Genomic DNA, 17,848 nt, shown 5'->3' with positions numbered 1-17,848 from the left:
TCGGGTGCGGCGCTTGCGCGCCTCGCCGGATCGGTTATGGCCGCGCCAATGACCGACAAGAATACCGACAAGGAAACCCGCCTGCCTTCGCGGGTCTTCCGGCCCGCCCAGCAGGAGGCGGAGACCGCCCGCACCCAGGTCCAGACGCCGCAGACCGAGCATCCGGCCTATCGCCTGGCGTTTCAGGACATGGACTTCCTGCTGCGCGAGGATCTGCGTCCCGTCCGGTTCCAGCTCGAATTGCTGAAACCCCAGCTCGTCCTGGACGAAGCGAAGATCGCGTCGACCTTCGTGATGTACGGCTCCGCGCGAATCCCGGAGCCGGCGAAGGCGCAGGCGCTCCTGGACCTGGCCGAGGACGAGCGCGCAAAGCGAATCGCCGAGCGGCTGATCGCCAAGTCGAAATATTACGACGTCGCGCGTGAACTGGGCCGGCTGGCGTCGAAATTCCCGCTCGACGAGGATGGGCACCGGCAGTTTGTGGTGTGTTCGGGCGGCGGGCCGTCGATCATGGAAGCCGCCAATCGCGGCGCGGCGGACATGGACGCCGAATCGATCGGTCTGAACATCGTCCTGCCGCACGAACAGGCGCCCAATCCGTATGTGACGCCCAGCCTGAGCATGCAATTCCATTATTTCGCGCTCAGGAAGATGCATTTCCTGCTGCATGCGCGCGCCGTGGCGGTGTTCCCGGGCGGTTTCGGCACGTTCGACGAGAGCTTCGAGCTGCTGACGCTGATCCAGACCGGCAAGATCGATCCGATCCCGGTGCTGTTCTACGGCCGCGACTTCTGGAACCGCGTCGTCGATTTCGAGGCGCTGTGCGAGGAGGGCGTAATCTCTCCGCGCGACCTCGACCTCATCACCTTCGTGGAAACGGCGGAGGAAGGCTGGAACGCGGTGCGCGACTTCTATCGCAAGCGGGACGAGGCCGTGGCCGAGGCGTTCCCCCCGGCCTGAGCGCCGTCGCGCGGCCGATCAGTCGTTCTGTTCGGCTTCCTCGGCCGCGCGTTCGTCCACCGACGGCGCGCCGGGAGCGGGCGTCGCCTCGTTGACGAGATTCGCCGTCGAGGTTGCGCCGGCCTGGTTTTCCAGGGCCTCTTCCTCGGCATTGGCCGGTTCTGTCGGCGCGGCGGGAAGCGGCACGTTCGAGCCGTGATTGTTGAGATAAACGATGATGTCGGCGCGGTCCTGCGGATCCGACAGGCCGGCGAAGGTCATCTTCGTGCCCGAGGCGAACTTGCGCGGGCTGGTGAGCCAGGCGTTCAGCTTCTCGAACGTCCATTCGCCGCCGACCGATTTCAGCGCGTCGGAAAAGGCGAAGCCGCCCCGGCCGTGTGCGACGGGATCGCCGACGATGGCGTACAGGTTCGGGCCGATGCCGTTGGGCGCGCCCTGATCGATGGTGTGGCAGGCCGAACACTTGTTGAAGATCTTGGCGCCGTTGTCGGGATCGGCGCTCGCCAGCAGCGTCGCCAGCGGAACTTCCTTCTCGCCGCCGGCGGCCTGTTCGACGCCCTCGATCGGATAGCCCATCGTTTCCGGCCGTTCGTCGTGAAAGACCATGCCGCTCACGATCGACAGTCCCAATGCCGAGGCACATCCTGCCAACACCCACCCGGCGATCGTGTTCGTCCGATTATCCATTGTGCCTGGTTCTCGCCCCGAAAGAAATCTGTGTTCCTTTAGGGGGCTCGATCCGCCATCGCAAGCCGAGCTTGCCACGAAGCGTCCGGCTTCGTAAGCGCGCGCTGCCATGCAGGAATTTCCGACGCCGGCGCGCCCGCTTGTCGCGCGCATGACCGAAGCCGCCGCGACCGCGCCCGAACGCGTGGTCGCGTTCCAGGGCGCGCCCGGCGCCAATTCGCACGTCGCGGCGCTGGAGGCCTTTCCCGACTGCCTGCCGCTGCCCTGTTTCGGCTTCGCCGACGCGATCGACGCGGTGCGGCAGATGCGGGCCGACCGGGCGATCATCCCGATCGAGAATTCGCTGCACGGCCGCGTCGCCGACATGCACTATCTGCTGCCGGAATCGGGGCTGGTCATCACCGCCGAGCATTTCCTGCGCATCCGCCACGCGCTGGTGGGACAGGGCCCGCGCGAGCGGGTGCGCCAGGCGATGAGCCATCCGCAGGCGCTGGGCCAGTGCCGCAACTGGCTGAACGCGCACGGCATCAGCCCGGTCGCCTATCCCGACACCGCCGGCGCCGCGGCGCTGGTGGCGGAAATGGGCGATCCCGAGGTCGCTGCCCTGGCCCCGCCCAAGGCGGCGGAGCTGTACGGGCTGGAGGTGCTGACCGACGACATCGCCGATGCCGACCACAACACCACCCGCTTCGTCGTGCTGGCGCGCGAGGCGGCGGACGGTGCGGTCGACGGCGCGGCGGTGACGACGCTGATCTTCGCGGTGAAGAACGTGCCGGCCGCGCTCTACAAGGCGCTGGGCGGGTTCGCGACCAACGGCGTCAACATGACCAAGCTGGAAAGCTATCAGCAGGGCGGCAGCTTCGCCGCGAGCGAATTCTATTGCGACATCGAAGGCGCGCCGGGCGACCCCGCGGTCGACCGCGCGCTGGAGGAACTGGCGTTCCAGACCAAATGGGTCCGCCTGCTCGGCACCTATCCGCAGGCCCGCCGCCGCGGTTGAGGCGGGCAGGCACAGGCACGGAAATCTGCCAAAGGTCGCACAGAGTCGCACCTCAGCGTGCGCGGGTGCGCGCGAGGGGAGAAGTATAACCGATATCAAAGAGCCGTGCCCGTGGTGGCACAGGCCGGCGGGTGTAGGAAAATGGTTTTCGGCGCGGTGCGGGCGTCGGGGGAGACATGGGTTCCTGCCTGCGCAGGAACGACGGAACGGGGGGAGGTCGGTTTATTTTCTCCTCCCTTTCGAGGCCTCTGCGAAAGGTGAGCGTACCCTTTTCATTTTTCGTCATGCCGGACTTGTTCCGGCATCCACGGCGCAGCAAACCAGCACCGTACGGGTTCGTGGTTCCGTGGCCCCCGGAACAAGTCCGGGGTGACGGGGAGTTTCGCGAGAAGTCTCTAGAAAGGGAGGGGGGAGGTTGTCAGCCGTCGGCCCAGGCGTGCATCAGGGTGTGGGCGATGGCGTAGGGCGGCGGTGGCAGGAAGGGGGCTGCGGGGTTGCCGGCGAGGGCGGCGCGGACGTCTTCGCGGGTGAACCACCGGGCGGATTCGAGTTCGTTTTCGTCAACGGTGATGGTGTCGTCGGTCGCCTCCGCAATGCAGGCGATCATCAGCGAGGAGGGGAAGGGCCAGGGCTGGCTGGCGACATAGCGGACGCCGCGCACGGGCACGCCGGCTTCCTCTGCGATTTCGCGGGCGACGGCTTCCTCGATCGCCTCGCCTACCTCAAGAAAGCCGGCGAGGGCGGAGTACCGGCCCTGCGGCCAGGCGGGTTGGCGGCCAAGCAGAGCGCGGCCGTCATGTTCGGCGATCATGATCACGACCGGGTCGACGCGCGGGAAATGCTCGGCGCCGCAGCCGTCGCAATGCCGCGCCCAGCCGGCGCGGTGGGGAGAGGTGCGCGCGCCGCAATTGGCGCAGAAGCCGTGGCGGGCGTGCCAGTCGATCAGACTGCGCGCGGCGGCGTAATGGGCGGCGTCTTCCGCGCGCATCGCATCGAGCATGGCGATCAGGGCGGGCGACCGGCCGGCGGCGGGCGGATCGTCGGGCAGGCGGGCGGCGAAATGCGGACGCGCTTCGCCGTCGAGGCCGAGCAGCATCAGTTCGGCCCGGTCCGGCGCTTCGGAAAGCGGCGCCCAGACGAGGCGGCCGTCCTCGTTCACCTCCGGCTCGGCGGCATCGAGGCGGAGCAGGCGCGCCCGCGCGTCGGCGCGGACACCGGCCAGCGCCGCCGGGTCCTGGCGCAGGTGATCGGCACGATCGAGCGTGCCGCCGGTGAAGCCGGGCGGGCGCACCGCGATCAGTCGCCGAGGTCGGAATAGACGGCCCGCACGACATCCTGGCGCAGCGGCCACTTGTCGCTGGGGAAATAGTTGACCATCACGGTGCCGCGCACGTCGTTTGCCGGGTCGACCCAGGCGATGGTGCCGGCCGCGCCGCCCCAGCCATAGGTCCCCCTGGCCGGGCCGCCGGGCACATCCTCCAGATAGACCGAGCCGCCCGCGCCGAAGCCCATTTTCGGGCCCGCGTCGGCATTGCCGCCGGTCGTGCCCGCAACGCCGGTGAAGGCGACGCCGTCGGGCAGCAGGTCGGACATGGCGAGATCGACCGTCCGCTGCTTCAGGATGCGGGCGCCATCGAGCGTGCCGCCATTTTGCAGCATGTGGAGGAAGCGGTCGTAATCGCGCGCCGACATCACCAGCCCGGCGCCGCCATAGGGAAAGGAGGGCGCCTCGAGGAACACCGAGCTTTGCGCCGGATCGAGCGGCACCCGGGCATCGCCGGCCCAGAAATAGTTGGTGACGAGCGTATCGGCCTTCGCCTGCGGCACCGTCCAGTAGCTTTCGGTCATATCGAGCGGGTCGAGGATATGTTGCTGCACGAACGTGTCGAAGGGCTGGCCGCTCGCGACCTCGATCACGCGGCCGAGTATGTCGAGTCCGATCGAATAGCTCCATCGGGTGCCGGGTTCGTAGGCGAGCGGCAGGGTGGCGACGCGCTCGGCAAAGGCCTTCAGACTGGCGGGCCGCACGGCGCGCATCTGCGGTTCCGTCTGTGCGTTGACGGCCGCCGGCAGGATGCCCTGCTCCTCATAGGCGGTCTTGAGCGCACCCCTGGAGATGATGTTGTAGCCCAGGCCGGCCGTGTGGGTCAGGAGATTGCGGATCGTGATCGGGTGCTCCGCCGGGTGGCTCGCCAGGCTGTCGCCGTCGGGCGTGTCGAGCACCTGCATGTCGGCGAAGGCGGGAATGAAGTCTGCGACCGGCTGATCGAGCGACAGCTTGCCGTCCTCGATCAGCATCATCGCCGCCATCGCGGTGACGGGCTTGGTCATCGAATAGACGCGCCACAGCGTATCGCGGTCGACCGCGGGCGCGCCCGTTTCGTCCGACAGGCGCCCGTCGGCGATGAAGGTGGTGGGGCGGTCGCCCTTGCCCACGGCGATGACGATGCCGGGCGCCTTGTCCTCGCCGACGAAGCTCTGCGCAAAGGCACGGGTCTTCGGCAGGGCGATGGCGGTCGCCGCATCGGCGGCGGCGCCGTTGCGCGGCGGCGCCGCCGTCAGCGGTACGGCCGGCGCTGTCAGCAGCACGGCGAGGGCTAGCGCACTCGCAACTTTCCGGAACATCTGCATCCCCATTCCCTTCATCCCTGCTTCTTCATCACCGCCGCCGCCTTGGCGAACAGGGTCGGCAGCCCGGCCGAATCGAGGTCGTCGATCGGCCACCACGACCCGGCCTCGGGGTTGATGTGCGCCTCGACACGCGCGCTCGCAAGCGTGCATTCCAGTGTGAAATGGGTGAAGCCGTGCCGAACGGTCGCATCGTGCAGGCGCCATTCGGCCGGGATCGGCGGTTCGGCAAGGCCCGGCGCCGCGTCGGTCCACGGGCCGGTAGGAAGTGCCCGCATGCCGCCCAGCATCCCCTTGTCCGGACGGCGGACGAGCAGAACCGAATCGCCGCTGGTCAGCCAGAAGATGGTCCCGCGCCGGTGCGGGCGCTTGCGTTTCGGCGTCTTGACCGGGAAGCGCTCGGGCGCGCCACTGGCATGGCCCGCGCAATCGGCGCGCAGCGGGCAGAGCAGGCATCGCGGCGCACGCGCGGTGCAGATGTCGGACCCGAGATCCATCATCGCCTGCGCGAAATCGCCGGCGCGGGGCTCGGGCGTGATGGTGTCGGCGAGCGCGCGGACGGTCGGCCGCGCGGCGGGGAGCGGATCTTCCAGCGCCGCGAGGCGGGCGACGACGCGTTCGACATTGGCATCGACCACCACGGCACGCGCTCCGAACGCGATGGCGGCGATGGCGGCGGCGGTATAGTCGCCGATTCCGGCAAGCTTCCGCAGTTCCGCCTCGGTATCCGGCAAGCGGCCGCCATGGTCGCGCACCACCTGGCGGGCGCAGGCGAGCAGGTTGCGGGCGCGGGCATAATAACCGAGCCCGGCCCAGGCGGCCATCAATTCGCCCTCATCGGCGGCGGCGAGGCTTTCGAAATCGGGCCAGCGGGTGGTGAACCGTTCGAAATAGGGTTTGACGGTCGCGACCTGCGTCTGTTGCAGCATCACCTCCGACAACCAGACGCGATAGGGCGCGGGCGGCGGCGTGCCGGGCGGCGCGCGCCACGGCAGATCGCGGGCATGTCGGTCGTACCGGGCGAGAAGATGCGGCGCGATCGTCGAAGGAAGCTTGGCGGGCACGGTGCGCCTATGGCATGAACGGTCGTGATGACGAAGCCCCCGCAACTCCGCCGCCGCGCAAAGACGCAGGAAGCGCCGCGCCGCCATGGCGGGCCGCGCGCGGTCGCCGACCTGGTGCCCGATATCGGGCGCGCGGCGTTCCGGCGTTTCGGCTTCGTCCAGAGTTCGGTCGTCAGCCGCTGGAACGAGATCGTGGGCGAACGCTATGCCCGGGTGTCGAGCCCCGAATCGATCCGCTTTCCGCGCGGCGAGCGGACCGAAGGGGTGCTGAGCCTGGTCGTCGCCGGCGCGCATGTGACGATGATGCAGCATATCGCGCCCGAGATCATCGAACGGGTGAACCGCTTCTTCGGCTATCCCGCCGTCGCCCGCGTACAGTTCCGCCAGGGCGAGGTGAAGCGCGCGACCCGGCCGAAACCGCAGCCCCGGCCGGAACCGGGCGAATCGGAATTGCGCAGCGGCCTGCGCGGAATAGAAGACGACGAACTGCGCGACGTGCTGGGCGCGCTTGCGGTCAGCATCGAACGGCCCGGCGCCATCCCGAAGATCGGAAAGATCGATTGATGCGACTTTTGCTGGTGATGATGGCGGCGCTTGCGGGCCTGCTGACGACGGGACCTGCGCAGGCGGGGCCGAAGGCGGACTGGGCCGCGACGGTCGCCACCGCGGCGGATGGCGCCGCCGTGGTCGGCAACCCGGATGCGCCGGTGCGCCTGGTCGAATATCTCAGCTATACCTGTCCGCACTGCGCGGACTATGTCGCCGAATCGGCCGAGGGGCTGGAACCGATGATCGCCGACGGCACGGTGGCGGTAACGCTGCGCAACGCCGTGCGCGACCCGCTCGACATCGCCGCGGCGATGCTGACGCGCTGCGCCCCGCGCGCGGATTTCGTCGGGCTGCACCGCGCGATCTTTGCCGATCAGAAGGCGTTGCAGGACGGCGCGCGGACGGTGCCGGGCATGTATTCGCGCGTGCCGAAGGTGACGCTGGCGGAGGTTCGCGCGGTGGCCGAGGGTTCCGGGCTGACGCGGCTCGCACGCGAGAGCGGCATGACGGCCGATGCGGTCGACGCCTGCCTGACGGACGAGGCCGCGTTCGAGCGGCTGCGCAAGGAAGCGACCGGTTACTGGTCGGTCATTCGCGGAACCCCGTCCTTCGCCATCAATGGCACGCTGACCGACGCCCATGGCTGGGCCGAGCTGAAACCCGAACTCACCGCCGCCGCCGCGGCGAACTAGCAGGAGTATCCCCGAGGTGATCCGTTTTCTTTTCCTCCTTCTTCCCGCCCTTGCGCTCGCCGCCTGTTCGGGCGGTGACGCGGCCGGCAGCAACAGCGCGAATGCCGCACCCGTGGCCGGCGCCAAGCCGCCCGCCGGCAAGCAGTGGCACGAGGTGGTGGAGCAGGTGTCCGGCGGCGGTTTCCGCATGGGCAACCCGAACGCGCCGATCAAGCTGGTCGAATACGGCTCGCGCGGGTGCCCGGTCTGCGGCGCGTTCGCGCGCGAGGCGTTCGATCCGCTGGTGAAGGACTATGTCGACAGCGGCAAGGTGAGCTTCGAGTTCAACGAGTTCATGGTGCACGGCGCGTCCGACCTCGCCGCTTCGCTGCTGGGCCAGTGCGTCGCCACCAGCGCCTATTTCCCGGTGCTGGAACAGATGTATGCCGACCAGGAGGAACTGAACGGCAGGCTGATGGCGATGGACGATGCGACGGCGCAATCGCTCCAGGGCATGACGCCGACGCAGCAGGTGACGAAGCTGGCCGAGGTCGCGGGCTATATCGACTTCATGAAGCAGCGCGGCCTGCCCGAGGCCAAGGCGCGCGCCTGCCTGAACGACCAGCAGAAGATCGAGACGCTGAGCGACCGGATGCAGACCGCTTCGCAGGACAAGAACGTCACCGGCACGCCCACCTTTTTCGTCAATGGCGACCGGATCGACGGGACGACCTGGAAGGTGGTGAAGCAGGCGCTCGAAAACCACGGCGCCTGACGCCGGGGCGCGGCGCGGGGGCGGGATCATGCAGATCACGCGGCTTCGGCTGTCGGGCTTCAAGAGCTTCGTCGATCCCGCCGACTTGGCGATAGAACCGGGCCTGACGGGCATCGTCGGCCCCAATGGCTGCGGCAAGTCCAACCTGCTGGAGGCCATGCGCTGGGCGATGGGCGAGAACAGCCCCAAGTCCATGCGCGGCGCCGGCATGGAGGACGTGATCTTCGCCGGCACCGGCACCCGGCCGCAGCGCGATTTCGCCGAAGTGTCGCTCCATGCCGAACAGGTCGCCGGTCCCGACGCGGAGGTGGAGGTCGTCCGCCGGATCGAGCGCGGGGCGGGATCGGCCTATCGCATCAACGGCGCGGACGTGCGCGCCAAGGACGTGGCGCTGCTGTTCGCCGATGCCGCGACCGGCGCGCATTCGCCCGCCCTTGTCAGCCAGGGCCGGATCGGCGCCGTCATCGCCGCCAAGCCGGGCGAGCGGCGCCAGATGCTGGAAGAGGCGGCGGGAATCGCCGGGCTGCACGTCCGCCGCAAGGATGCCGAGCAGCGGCTGCGCGCGACCGAGACCAACCTCGCGCGGCTGGACGAGATCATCGCCGACCAGGATGCCCGCGCCGCCGCGCTGAAGCGGCAGGCGCGGCAGGCGGAGAAATATCGCCGCCTCTCCGACGAGATCCGTACCGCCGAAGGGCGGATGATCTATGCCCGCTGGCGCGACGCGGCGGCGGCGGCCGAACTGGCGAAGAAAGAGGCGAAGGCCGCCGAGGCGCTGGTCGCCGAGCGGGCCGAGGCGCAGCGGGCGGCGGCGGCGCATCAAGGTGCTGCGGCCGATGCGCTGGCGGAGGCGCGCAAGGCCGCGCTCGCCGCGCGCGACGCGGCGAACGAGGCCGGGCACCGGCTGGAGGCGCTCCGCACCGAGCGCGACAGCGTCGGCCGGCGCATCGGGGAGCTGGTGGCGAGCAAGGCACGGCTGGCCGAGGACCGCGCGCGCGAGGGCGAACTGGCCAACGATGCCTCCGCCGCGATGAAGCGGCTGGCGGAGGAAGAGGCGGCGCTCGACAAGCGGATCGCCGCGGCCGAGGCGCGGGTGCCGGAACTCGACAAGGTCCTGGCCGAGGCCGAGCGCGGCACGCGCGACGCCGAAGTGGCGCTGGCCAAAGCGGTCGGTCAACAGGCGAGCGAATCGGCCGATGCCCGTGTGGCGGCGGCGGCGCTGAAAGCGGCGGAGGAACGCCGCGACCGATCGGCCCGCGACCTGGCGCGCGTCATGGCGGAGATCGAATCGCTGCCCGATGCCGGGCCGCTGAAGGCCGAGCGCGACGCGGCGACGAAGGCGCGCGATCAGGCGCTGGCGCGCATCGAGGCGGCGCGCACGCAGGCGACGCGCGCCGATGCCGACGAGCGCAGCGCGATTCAGTCCCGAGAGCGGGCGCAGTCGGCGCGCGCGACCGCCCATGCCGAACTCGCCGCGCTCGACAGCGAGGCGGCGGCGCTCAGCAAGGCATTGCAGGGCGACGGGCGCGACCGGCTGCTCGACCGGTTGCAGCCCGAACCGGGCTATGAGCGCGCGCTGGCCGCGGCGCTGGGCGACGATCTGGAGGCGGGGCTCGACCCGCAGGCGACGCGCTATTGGGCGGGAGCGGAAGCCGCGCCGGGGGACCCGCCGCCGCCGGCCGGCACGACCCCGCTTGCCGAGCATGTCGAAGCGCCGCCCGCCCTGTCGCGGCGGCTGGCGCAGATCCTGGTCGCCGACGCGGATGGCGGGCAGGCGCTGGCGGTCGGGCAGCGGCTGGTGACGATGGACGGCCGGCTGCGGCGCTGGGACGGCTATGTCGCGAAAGCGGGCGGTGCGGCGGCGGCGGAGCGGCTGGAGCGCAGGAACCGCCTGCGCGCGATCGAGACGGCGCGGCCGGCGGCGGTGCGCGCGCTGGAAGCGGCCGATGCGGAGCGCGACCGCATCGAACAGGCGATCGCGGCGGCGCGGGAATCGGCGGCGGACGCGCGCCGGGTGCTGCAGGCCTGCGAAGCGACCGCGCGCGAGGCGGGGCGGACCGAGGACCGGATCGCCGGCCAGATCGAACGCATGGCGGCGCAGCGCGCCGACCTCGACGAACGGCGCAAGCGCATCGCCGGCGAGCAGGAGGAGGCGCAGGCCGAGCTGGCGCGGGCCGAGGCGGCGGTCGCGGCGCTTCCCGACAGCAGCGCCACCGAAGCGCGCGTGGCGCGCCTGACCGCCGAGGCCGAGACGCGGCGCGGCGCGGTGGCGAGCGCGCGCACGGACCGCGCGACGCTCGACCGCGAAATCGCGCAGGACCGCCAGCGTGCGGGCGCCGCCGAGGCGGACCGCCGTTCCTGGAAGGCGCGCGCGGGCGAGGCGACCAAGCGCATGGCGGAGATGGACAAGCGCGAGGAAAAGCTGGCCGAGGAAAGCGCCATCCTGAACGCCAAGCCGGCCGGGCTCGACAAGGCGATCGCCGAGACCGAGGCCGGGCTGGCGACGACGCGGGAACGGGCTGAGACGGCGTCGGCCGCCGAGCGCGAGGCCGAGACGACACTGCGCGAGGTGGAGGCGACCGCGCGCGCGGCGTCGGAGGCGCTTGCCGAGGCGCGCGAGGGGCGGGCGGGCGCCGCCGCGCGCGCCGAGAACCAGGAGGCGCGGCGGATCGAGATGGGCCGCGTCGCCGGCGAACGATTCGAATGCCCGCCGCCTCTGTTGCCGCAAAAGGCCGGGTTCGATGCCGACGGCGTCGGCACGCCCGAGGCCGAATCGCACGCCCATGAAAAGCTGATGATGGACCGCGAGCGGATCGGCCCGGTCAACCTCGTCGCCGAAAGCGAATTGAAGGAACTGGAGGAAAAGGCGGCGACCAACCTGGCCGAGCGCGAGGAACTGGGCCAGGCGGTCAACCGCCTGCGCGGCTCGATCGGGACGCTCAACCGCGAGGGGCGGCAGCGCCTGCTGGCGGCGTTCGAGGCGGTGAACGGCCATTTCCAGCGGCTGTTCACGACGCTCTTCAACGGCGGGCAGGCGCATCTGGAACTGGTCGATTCGGACGATCCGCTGGAGGCCGGGCTGGAGATCATGGCCCAGCCGCCGGGCAAGAAGCTGCAATCGCTGACGCTTCTTTCGGGCGGAGAGCAGGCGCTGACGGCGGTGGCGCTGATCTTTGGCCTGTTCCTGACCAATCCCGCGCCGATCTGCGTCCTGGACGAGGTGGACGCGCCGCTGGACGACGCCAATATCGACCGCTTCTGCGACCTGCTGGACCGTATGACGCGGGAGACGCAGACCCGCTATCTGATCGTCACCCACAATGCCGCGACCATGAGCCGCATGCACCGCCTGTTCGGCGTCACCATGGTGGAACAGGGCGTCAGCCGGCTGGTGTCGGTCGATCTGGGCGGCGCGGAGACATTGCTCGCGGCGGAATGAACCGCCGCCGGTCGATTGCCCGGAGTCCGTCGGAGCCTGTTTTGGGAGCTGGCCGTGCGGTCTTTTGAAGGGGTGCTCTGCGCTGCGAGGGGAGGGCGGTGCTTCGACGGGCTCAGCACGAGCGGGGGTGTGGGAGGTTCGGGGGGCTCTCCGAACCGTTTTGCTGAGCCTGTCGAAGCACTGTTCTTGTTCGGCTGGAAGTCGGATTCGTAGCGGGTGGCGCGGCTCAGGCGAAGTGCGATTTGGGGATGTAGCTGATGCGGCAGGCGAGGTCGGCCTCGCCGCTCGCGACGATATAGTGATCCCCGGCCTCGGCGATGCCGGTGGTGAAGACGATCGGCGAGGACAGGTACATCTGCTCCGCCAGCGGCGCGGTCAGGGCCGGGTCGGCCTCGAGCAGCGGTGCCTCGTCGGCGACGTGCAGCAGCCGGTTCGGATCGTCGCGATCCAGGAGCGCCCAGAAGGTGCGATAGGCGCCGATCGCGCCGTCACGGTCGACGCCGTGATAGAGGACGAGCCAGCCTTCGGGCGTCAGCACGGGGGGCGCGCCGCCGCCCACCTTGCGCGCGGCCTGCGAACCGCGGCGTGGGCGAATGCCGCCGGTCTCGCACGGCTTCCAGTGCAGCCCGTCGGGCGATTGGGCGAGGTTGACCGAGGGGCCGCCGGCGATCGCACTGCCGGGCGGCGGGGCGAGATAGCTTTCGCCCAGCGGCCGGGTCAGTGCGAAGAACCGGTCGCCGACCTTGCCGTGGAACAGCGCCATGTCCTTGTTCTGGTGATCGAGCACGACGCCCACCGGCCGGTATTCCATGCCGTCGACCGAGCGGCGCAGCACGGTGCAATGGCGCAGCGAGGAAACGCCGCAGCTCACCATCTGCCAGGCGCCGCCGACCACGCTGATGCGCGCATCCTCGACCCCATATTGTTCATAGTCGGCGCAAGGCGTGATCGCGCGGTCATAATGGATGGCGACGATCTCGCGCGCATCGGCGCTCAGCTCGACCGGCAGCAGCCAGGAGAAGGAGGTCAGGCCGATGACGGAATCGCCCGTGCCCTTCAGCGTGAAGAAGCGCGGATCGTCCATCACCACGTCCGCGAGCGGCCGGGCATCGAGGACATAGCCCTGCGGCGTCCAGCGAATCTGGCGCACGCGGTCGCCCCGGACCGGATCGCGCAGCGCCTCGGCCACGCGCACCATCAGCAGCAGGTTGCCGCCGGGCAGCCGCGTGAGCCCTGGGTTGAAGGCGCCGAGCACGAAGGTTGGCTCGCTCACGCCGCGCCGCAAGGGCGACCGCGACAGGTCCACCATGTCGGGGGTGACAATCAGGTGATCGCCGAAGCCGCCCATGGCCCGCGCCTCAATGCTCGCGCAGGCGTTCGTGGTGGCGGATGACCTCGTCGATGATGAAGCGCAGGAACTTTTCGGAGAATTCGGGGTCGAGATCGGCCTCGTCGGCAAGCCGGCGCAGCCGCTCGATCTGCCGGTCCTCGCGGCCCGGATCGGCGGGCGGCAGGCCGGTTTCGGCCTTGTAGCGGCCGACGGCCTGGGTGATCTTGAAGCGTTCGGCGAGCATGAAGACGAGCGCTGCATCGATATTGTCGATGCTCTGGCGATAGCCTGTCAGCACGTCGTCGCTCATTGCCGGGTCTCCGCTTGTGGGGTGGGGCCGCCTTGTCGCGTGCGATGCCGGAATGCGCAAGGCTTGCTTTCCGTAGCGATGCCCGCCACATCGCGCAGACGATGACAGCCACCATCCACAAGCTGGACCCCCGCGGCGAACCCTCGCTCGATCCCGTAATGGGGCTGGTCGCCCACGACCTGAACCTGGTCAACGCGGTCATTCTCGACCGGATGCAGTCCGATATTCCGCTGATCCCGGAACTGGCCGGCCATCTGATCGCCGGCGGCGGCAAGCGGCTTCGGCCGATGCTGACGCTCGCGAGCGCGAAGCTGCTGGACTATGCCGGCACGCGACACCACCGCCTGGCCGCGGCGGTGGAGTTCATCCACACTGCGACGCTGCTGCACGACGACGTGGTCGACGGATCCGACCTCAGGCGCGGCAAGCGCACCGCCAATCTGATCTGGGGCAATCCGGCGAGCGTGCTGGTCGGCGATTTCCTCTTCTCTCGCTCGTTCGAGCTGATGGTCGAGGACGGCAGCCTGAAGGTGCTCAAGATCCTGTCGGGCGCCTCCGCCGTGATCGCCGAGGGCGAGGTCAACCAGTTGACCGCCGTGCGCCGGATCGAGACGTCGGAAGAACGCTATCTCGACATTATCGGCGCCAAGACGGCGGCATTGTTCGCTGCCGCCTGCCGCATCGCCGCCGTGGTGGCGGAGCGCGGCGAGGAAGAGGAAGCCGCGCTCGACGCCTATGGCCGCAATCTGGGCATCGCCTTCCAGCTCGTCGACGACGCGATCGATTACGTGTCGGACGCGGGCACGATGGGCAAGGATGCCGGCGACGATTTCCGCGAAGGCAAGATGACGCTGCCGGTCATCCTCGCTTATGCGCGCGGCGATGCGGAGCAGAAGGCGTTCTGGAAGGACGCGGTGTCGGGCAAGCGCAGTTCGGACGAGGATCTGGCGCACGCCATCGGGTTGATGCAGGAAACGCGTGCGGTGGACGACACGCTGGCGCGCGCGCGCCATTACGGGCAGCGGGCGGTCGACGCGCTGGGCGGCTTTTCGGGCGGCGCGGCGAAGAACGCGATGATCGAGGCGGTCGAATTCGCGGTGGCGCGCGCCTTCTAGAGCCGACGGTGCGGCGTCAGTCCTCGTCCAGATCGTCCTCGTCGTCGATCCCGAGCGTGTCTTCCTCCTCGTCCAGCTCGTACACTTCGGCGATCGAATCGCTGATCATCTCGATCTGCTCGTCGGTGGCGGTCAGTTCGATGATCTCGCCATCCTCGTCCTCGATATGGAGGACATATTCGTCACCGATGCTGGTGATCGCAAATTGTGCCAGGGCTTTGGCCATGACGGCTCTCCTTACGGGGCAATCGACTTTGGGGGCGAACGCGGACACCGCGATTCGGTTGCAGTGATGGCCGATACGCTTCCTATCCATGCGGTGCTCGCCGATCTCCTCGCCGCGCTGCGCGAACGATCCGCCGCGGTGCTGGTGGCGCCGCCGGGGGCGGGCAAGACGACGGCGGTGGCGCCGGCCCTGCTCGGCGAGGACTGGTGCACGGGCGAGGTGCTGCTGCTGTCGCCGCGGCGCATCGCCGCGCGGGCGGCGGCCGAACGGATGGCGGCGCTGGCGGGCGAGCCGGTGGGGCGCACCTTCGGCTATGCCACGCGCATGGACGCCAGACGCTCCGCCGCTACGCGCGTCCACGTCGTGACCGAGGGCATCTTCGTCAATCGCATCCAGGCCGATCCCGAACTCACCGGCGTGTCGGCGGTGCTGTTCGACGAGGTGCACGAGCGCAGCCTCGACAGCGATTTCGGCCTGGCGCTGGCGCTCGACGTGCAGGCGGCGCTGCGTCCCGATTTGCGCCTGGTGGCGATGTCGGCGACGCTCGACGGCGCCCGGTTCGCCGCGCTGATGGAGGGCGCGCCGGTGATCGAGAGCGCGGGGCGCAGCCATCCGCTGGCGCTGCGCCATCTCGGCCGGCGGGGCGAAGCGCGGATCGAGGCGGAGGTCGCCGCGGCCGTGCGTTCGGGGCTTGCCGAACATGACGGCGGGGTGCTCGCCTTCCTGCCCGGCGTGGCGGAGATCGAACGGACGGCCGAGCGGCTGGAGGGGCTGGGGCCTGACATCGCGCTCCACCGCCTGCACGGCGGCATGGAGCCGGCGGCGCAGCGCGCGGCGGTCGCTCCCGATCCGCAGGGGCGGCGCAAGGTGGTGCTGGCCACGGCCATCGCCGAAACCTCCCTGACGCTCGACGGCATCCGCATCGTCGTCGATTCGGGACTGGCGCGCCGGCCGCGCTACGACCGGGCGGCGGGGATGACGCGGCTCGTCACCGAACGCGCGAGCCAGGCGGCGGCGACGCAGCGCGCCGGCCGCGCCGCGCGGCAGGGGCCGGGCGTGGCGATCCGGCTATGGGAGGAAGCAGCGACGGCGGGGATGCCACCCTATGATCCGCCGGAAATCCTGGAGGCCGACCTGTCGGCGCTGACCCTGTCCGCGGCCATCTGGGGCGTGGGCGATCCGCGCGAGCTGCGCTGGCTCGATCCGCCTCCGGCGGCGGCGGTGGACGAGGCGCGCGCGCGGCTGACGCGGCTCGGCGCGCTGGACGGCGACGGGCGCCCGACCGCGCATGGCCGGGCGATCGCCGCCCTGCCGCTGCCGCCGCGACTGGCGCACATGCTGGTGCGCGCGGGCGAGCGCGGGCTGGCGCCGGTCGCGGCCGAGGTAGCGGTGCTGCTGAGCGAGTGCGGGCTGGGTGGAAACGACACCGATCTGGAGCAGCGATTGCGGCGCTGGCGCGGCGAGCGGGGCCGGCGGGCCGAGGCGGCGCGCAAGCTGGCGAAGCGCTGGGCCGGGCTTGCTCCCCTCCCGCGCACGGAAGGGGCCGGGGGAGGGCAATCGCTCCGTTCCCCGTCTCCCCCGCCCCGTCCCGCAAGCGGGAGCGGAGAGGACGCCATCGCCGTCTGTGTCGCGCTTGCGTATCCCGACCGCGTGGCCAGGCGGCGCGACGGGTCGGGCGAGCGCTGGGCGTCGGTCGGCGGGCGCGGCTTCAGGCTCGATCCCCGGTCGAACCTCGCGCGGAGCGACTGGCTTGCCGTTGCCGACACGCAGGGGATGGCCGCGGGCGCGCGCATCCTGTCGGCGGCACCGATCGCGGCGGAGACCGTGGAGGCGTTGTTCGCCGAGCGCATCACAGCCGGACGCCATGTCCGGTTCGATCCGGCGACGGGCGCGGTGTCGGCGACGCGCGAACGGCGGCTGGGGGCGATTCGGCTGTCGGCCGGGGCGGACAGCGGCGCGAATGCCGAGGAGATCGAAGGCGCGCTGCTGGCGGGCGTGCGCGAGGGCGGGCTCGACCTGCTGCCCTGGAACGAGGCAGGGCGTGCCCTGCGCGAGCGCGTGGCCTTCGCCGCCGCGAACGGCGGGCCGGAAATCGTGCTGGACGATGTGTCGCTGACGGCGCGGCTGGACGAATGGCTGGCGCCGCTGCTGACGGGCAAGCGGCGGCTCGACGCGGTCGATTCCGGCGCGCTCACCCAGGCGCTGGAGGGTATGCTGGGCTGGGATGCGATGCAGGCGGTCGCCCGGCTGGCCCCGGCCCGGTTCGAGACGCCCGCGGGTTCCAGCCACCGAATCGACTATGCGGCGGAAGGCGGACCGACGGTGACGGTGCGCGTGCAATCGCTGTTCGGACTTGCGCGGCATCCGGTGGTGGGGCGCGACGTGCCGCTCATCCTCAGCCTGACCTCGCCCGCCGGCCGGCCGATCCAGACGACGCGCGACCTGCCCGGATTCTGGGCGGGAAGCTGGGCGGCGGTGGCGAAGGAAATGCGCGGCCGCTATCCCAAGCATCCCTGGCCGGACGATCCGGCGGCCGCGCCGCCGACGCTGCGCACGAAAAAGGCGGATGCACGCGCGGCCAAATCGCGCTAATCGGCGTTGGAACCAGGACCGTCACGAAAGGAATGAGCGTGCCCGCCGCCCGTATCTATCAGCGCCCCAAGAATGCGATGCAGTCCGGCCGCGCGCGCACCGATCGCTGGGTCGTCGAGTTCGAGCAGACCGAACGCCAGATTCCCGACCCGCTGACCGGCTGGGCCGGCCATGCCAATACCGACAGCCAGGTGCGGATGACCTTTCCCACGCTGGAGGCGGCCAGGGCCTATGCCGATCGCGAGGGGCTGACCTATCACGTCGTGCCCGCGCCCGAGCGCAAGCTGAAGCTGCAGGCCTATGCCGACAATTTTCGGTGACAAGGGCTGACGCTGGAGTTGGTCCGGCGCTGATCAGGCGCCGGTAATCCTCCTCTGGAAGGGGAGGTGGCAGTCCGCAGGACTGACGGAGGGGTTTCACCGCCAACTATCCGGCGCTGCCGGCAGGGATCGCCGCCGCCTTTTCTCCTTCGACCGTGATACCCCTCCACCGCGCTACGCGC

At 70.3% G+C, this 17,848-nt stretch carries 16 protein-coding genes; 9 read left to right on the top strand and 7 right to left on the bottom strand.

Translation table 11 applies throughout. The features are described from left to right. The first annotated feature begins 48 nt into the window (after window positions 1-48). Entirely contained in the window at window positions 49-960 is a 912-nt protein-coding gene (locus RPR59_RS01405) for an LOG family protein (protein WP_313915905.1), read from the top strand. 18 nt (window positions 961-978) lie between these two features. Here the strand turns inward: RPR59_RS01405 and RPR59_RS01400 are convergent, their stop codons facing one another. Continuing rightward, entirely contained in the window at window positions 979-1,647 is a 669-nt protein-coding gene (locus RPR59_RS01400) for a c-type cytochrome (RefSeq protein WP_313915903.1), read from the bottom strand. A gap of 109 nt (window positions 1,648-1,756) precedes the next feature. Here RPR59_RS01400 and RPR59_RS01395 point away from each other — a divergent pair, with 109 nt between their 5' ends. Then, the gene (locus RPR59_RS01395; RefSeq protein ID WP_313915901.1) at window positions 1,757-2,647 is read left to right on the top strand and encodes a prephenate dehydratase; all 891 of its coding nucleotides are present in this window, start codon (window positions 1,757-1,759) and stop codon (window positions 2,645-2,647) included. Window positions 2,648-3,065: 418 nt separating this feature from the next. Here the strand turns inward: RPR59_RS01395 and nudC are convergent, their stop codons facing one another. From nudC to RPR59_RS01380, 3 genes are read right to left on the bottom strand one after another with little or no spacing between them, the layout of a single operon-like run. Next, complete coding sequence (nudC, locus tag RPR59_RS01390) at window positions 3,066-3,938, bottom strand: NAD(+) diphosphatase (protein WP_313915899.1); 873 nt, start codon at window positions 3,936-3,938, stop codon at window positions 3,066-3,068. A gap of 5 nt (window positions 3,939-3,943) precedes the next feature. Next, a complete protein-coding gene (locus RPR59_RS01385) occupies window positions 3,944-5,272 on the bottom strand; it encodes a serine hydrolase domain-containing protein (protein WP_313915897.1) in 1,329 nt (442 codons plus the stop codon). Between the two features lie 17 nt (window positions 5,273-5,289). Further along, window positions 5,290-6,339, bottom strand: a complete 1,050-nt coding sequence (locus tag RPR59_RS01380; RefSeq protein WP_313915895.1) for an A/G-specific adenine glycosylase — start codon at window positions 6,337-6,339, stop codon at window positions 5,290-5,292. Window positions 6,340-6,366: 27 nt separating this feature from the next. Between RPR59_RS01380 and RPR59_RS01375 the strand changes: the two genes are divergently transcribed. From RPR59_RS01375 to RPR59_RS01360, 4 genes are read left to right on the top strand one after another with little or no spacing between them, the layout of a single operon-like run. Further along, the gene (locus RPR59_RS01375; RefSeq protein ID WP_313915893.1) at window positions 6,367-6,903 is read left to right on the top strand and encodes a DUF721 domain-containing protein; all 537 of its coding nucleotides are present in this window, start codon (window positions 6,367-6,369) and stop codon (window positions 6,901-6,903) included. After that, window positions 6,903-7,580 carry a DsbA family protein gene (locus RPR59_RS01370; protein ID WP_313915891.1) on the top strand — a complete coding sequence of 226 codons (678 nt, stop codon included), beginning with the start codon at window positions 6,903-6,905 and terminating at the stop codon, window positions 7,578-7,580. Before RPR59_RS01375 ends, RPR59_RS01370 begins: the two co-directional genes overlap by 1 nt. Before the next feature lie 16 nt (window positions 7,581-7,596). After that, a complete protein-coding gene (locus RPR59_RS01365) occupies window positions 7,597-8,334 on the top strand; it encodes a thioredoxin domain-containing protein (RefSeq protein ID WP_313915888.1) in 738 nt (245 codons plus the stop codon). 28 nt (window positions 8,335-8,362) lie between these two features. Next, window positions 8,363-11,773 carry a chromosome segregation SMC family protein gene (locus RPR59_RS01360; RefSeq protein ID WP_313915886.1) on the top strand — a complete coding sequence of 1,137 codons (3,411 nt, stop codon included), beginning with the start codon at window positions 8,363-8,365 and terminating at the stop codon, window positions 11,771-11,773. A 226-nt stretch (window positions 11,774-11,999) separates the two neighbouring features. Here RPR59_RS01360 and RPR59_RS01355 read toward each other — a convergent pair whose 3' ends face one another. Together RPR59_RS01355 and RPR59_RS01350 are read right to left on the bottom strand one after the other, a co-directional pair. Further along, complete coding sequence (locus RPR59_RS01355; RefSeq protein WP_313915884.1) at window positions 12,000-13,121, bottom strand: glycoside hydrolase family 130 protein; 1,122 nt, start codon at window positions 13,119-13,121, stop codon at window positions 12,000-12,002. 10 nt (window positions 13,122-13,131) lie between these two features. Next, on the bottom strand, window positions 13,132-13,413 hold the full coding sequence (locus RPR59_RS01350; protein WP_313915881.1) for a chorismate mutase: 282 nt from the start codon (window positions 13,411-13,413) through the stop codon (window positions 13,132-13,134). 101 nt (window positions 13,414-13,514) lie between these two features. On the opposite strand from RPR59_RS01350, the gene RPR59_RS01345 reads away from it, so the two are divergent. Continuing rightward, window positions 13,515-14,528 (top strand): polyprenyl synthetase family protein, encoded by a 1,014-nt coding sequence (locus RPR59_RS01345; protein WP_313915879.1) that lies wholly within the window; start codon window positions 13,515-13,517, stop codon window positions 14,526-14,528. 16 nt (window positions 14,529-14,544) lie between these two features. Here the strand turns inward: RPR59_RS01345 and RPR59_RS01340 are convergent, their stop codons facing one another. Continuing rightward, complete coding sequence (locus tag RPR59_RS01340) at window positions 14,545-14,754, bottom strand: hypothetical protein (protein ID WP_313915877.1); 210 nt, start codon at window positions 14,752-14,754, stop codon at window positions 14,545-14,547. Window positions 14,755-14,820: 66 nt separating this feature from the next. Between RPR59_RS01340 and hrpB the strand changes: the two genes are divergently transcribed. After that, the gene (gene hrpB / locus RPR59_RS01335; protein WP_313915875.1) at window positions 14,821-17,346 is read left to right on the top strand and encodes an ATP-dependent helicase HrpB; all 2,526 of its coding nucleotides are present in this window, start codon (window positions 14,821-14,823) and stop codon (window positions 17,344-17,346) included. Window positions 17,347-17,384: 38 nt separating this feature from the next. Beyond that, window positions 17,385-17,666: an ETC complex I subunit gene (locus tag RPR59_RS01330; protein ID WP_432280279.1), complete on the top strand. Its 282-nt coding sequence runs from the start codon at window positions 17,385-17,387 to the stop codon at window positions 17,664-17,666. Window positions 17,667-17,848: the final 182 nt, after the last annotated feature.

The organism is Stakelama saccharophila (genome assembly GCF_032229225.1).
Taxonomy (GTDB): Bacteria; Pseudomonadota; Alphaproteobacteria; order Sphingomonadales; family Sphingomonadaceae; genus Sphingomonas; species Sphingomonas saccharophila.
This window is presented reverse-complemented; position numbering and strand designations above follow the sequence as displayed.

What these genes read in the sequence shown, in the direction of transcription:
- RPR59_RS01375 (WP_313915893.1), top strand. Translation starts at nt 6,367, where the DNA reads ATGACGAAGCCCCCGCAACTCCGCCGCCGCGCAAAGACGCAGGAAGCG.
- RPR59_RS01395 (WP_313915901.1), top strand. Translation starts at nt 1,757, where the DNA reads ATGCAGGAATTTCCGACGCCGGCGCGCCCGCTTGTCGCGCGCATGACC.
- RPR59_RS01340 (WP_313915877.1), bottom strand. Translation starts at nt 14,754, where the DNA reads ATGGCCAAAGCCCTGGCACAATTTGCGATCACCAGCATCGGTGACGAA.
- RPR59_RS01370 (WP_313915891.1), top strand. Translation starts at nt 6,903, where the DNA reads ATGCGACTTTTGCTGGTGATGATGGCGGCGCTTGCGGGCCTGCTGACG.
- RPR59_RS01360 (WP_313915886.1), top strand. Translation starts at nt 8,363, where the DNA reads ATGCAGATCACGCGGCTTCGGCTGTCGGGCTTCAAGAGCTTCGTCGAT.
- RPR59_RS01355 (WP_313915884.1), bottom strand. Translation starts at nt 13,121, where the DNA reads ATGGGCGGCTTCGGCGATCACCTGATTGTCACCCCCGACATGGTGGAC.
- RPR59_RS01350 (WP_313915881.1), bottom strand. Translation starts at nt 13,413, where the DNA reads ATGAGCGACGACGTGCTGACAGGCTATCGCCAGAGCATCGACAATATC.
- RPR59_RS01385 (WP_313915897.1), bottom strand. Translation starts at nt 5,272, where the DNA reads ATGTTCCGGAAAGTTGCGAGTGCGCTAGCCCTCGCCGTGCTGCTGACA.
- RPR59_RS01405 (WP_313915905.1), top strand. Translation starts at nt 49, where the DNA reads ATGACCGACAAGAATACCGACAAGGAAACCCGCCTGCCTTCGCGGGTC.
- RPR59_RS01345 (WP_313915879.1), top strand. Translation starts at nt 13,515, where the DNA reads ATGACAGCCACCATCCACAAGCTGGACCCCCGCGGCGAACCCTCGCTC.
- RPR59_RS01400 (WP_313915903.1), bottom strand. Translation starts at nt 1,647, where the DNA reads ATGGATAATCGGACGAACACGATCGCCGGGTGGGTGTTGGCAGGATGT.
- hrpB (WP_313915875.1), top strand. Translation starts at nt 14,821, where the DNA reads ATGGCCGATACGCTTCCTATCCATGCGGTGCTCGCCGATCTCCTCGCC.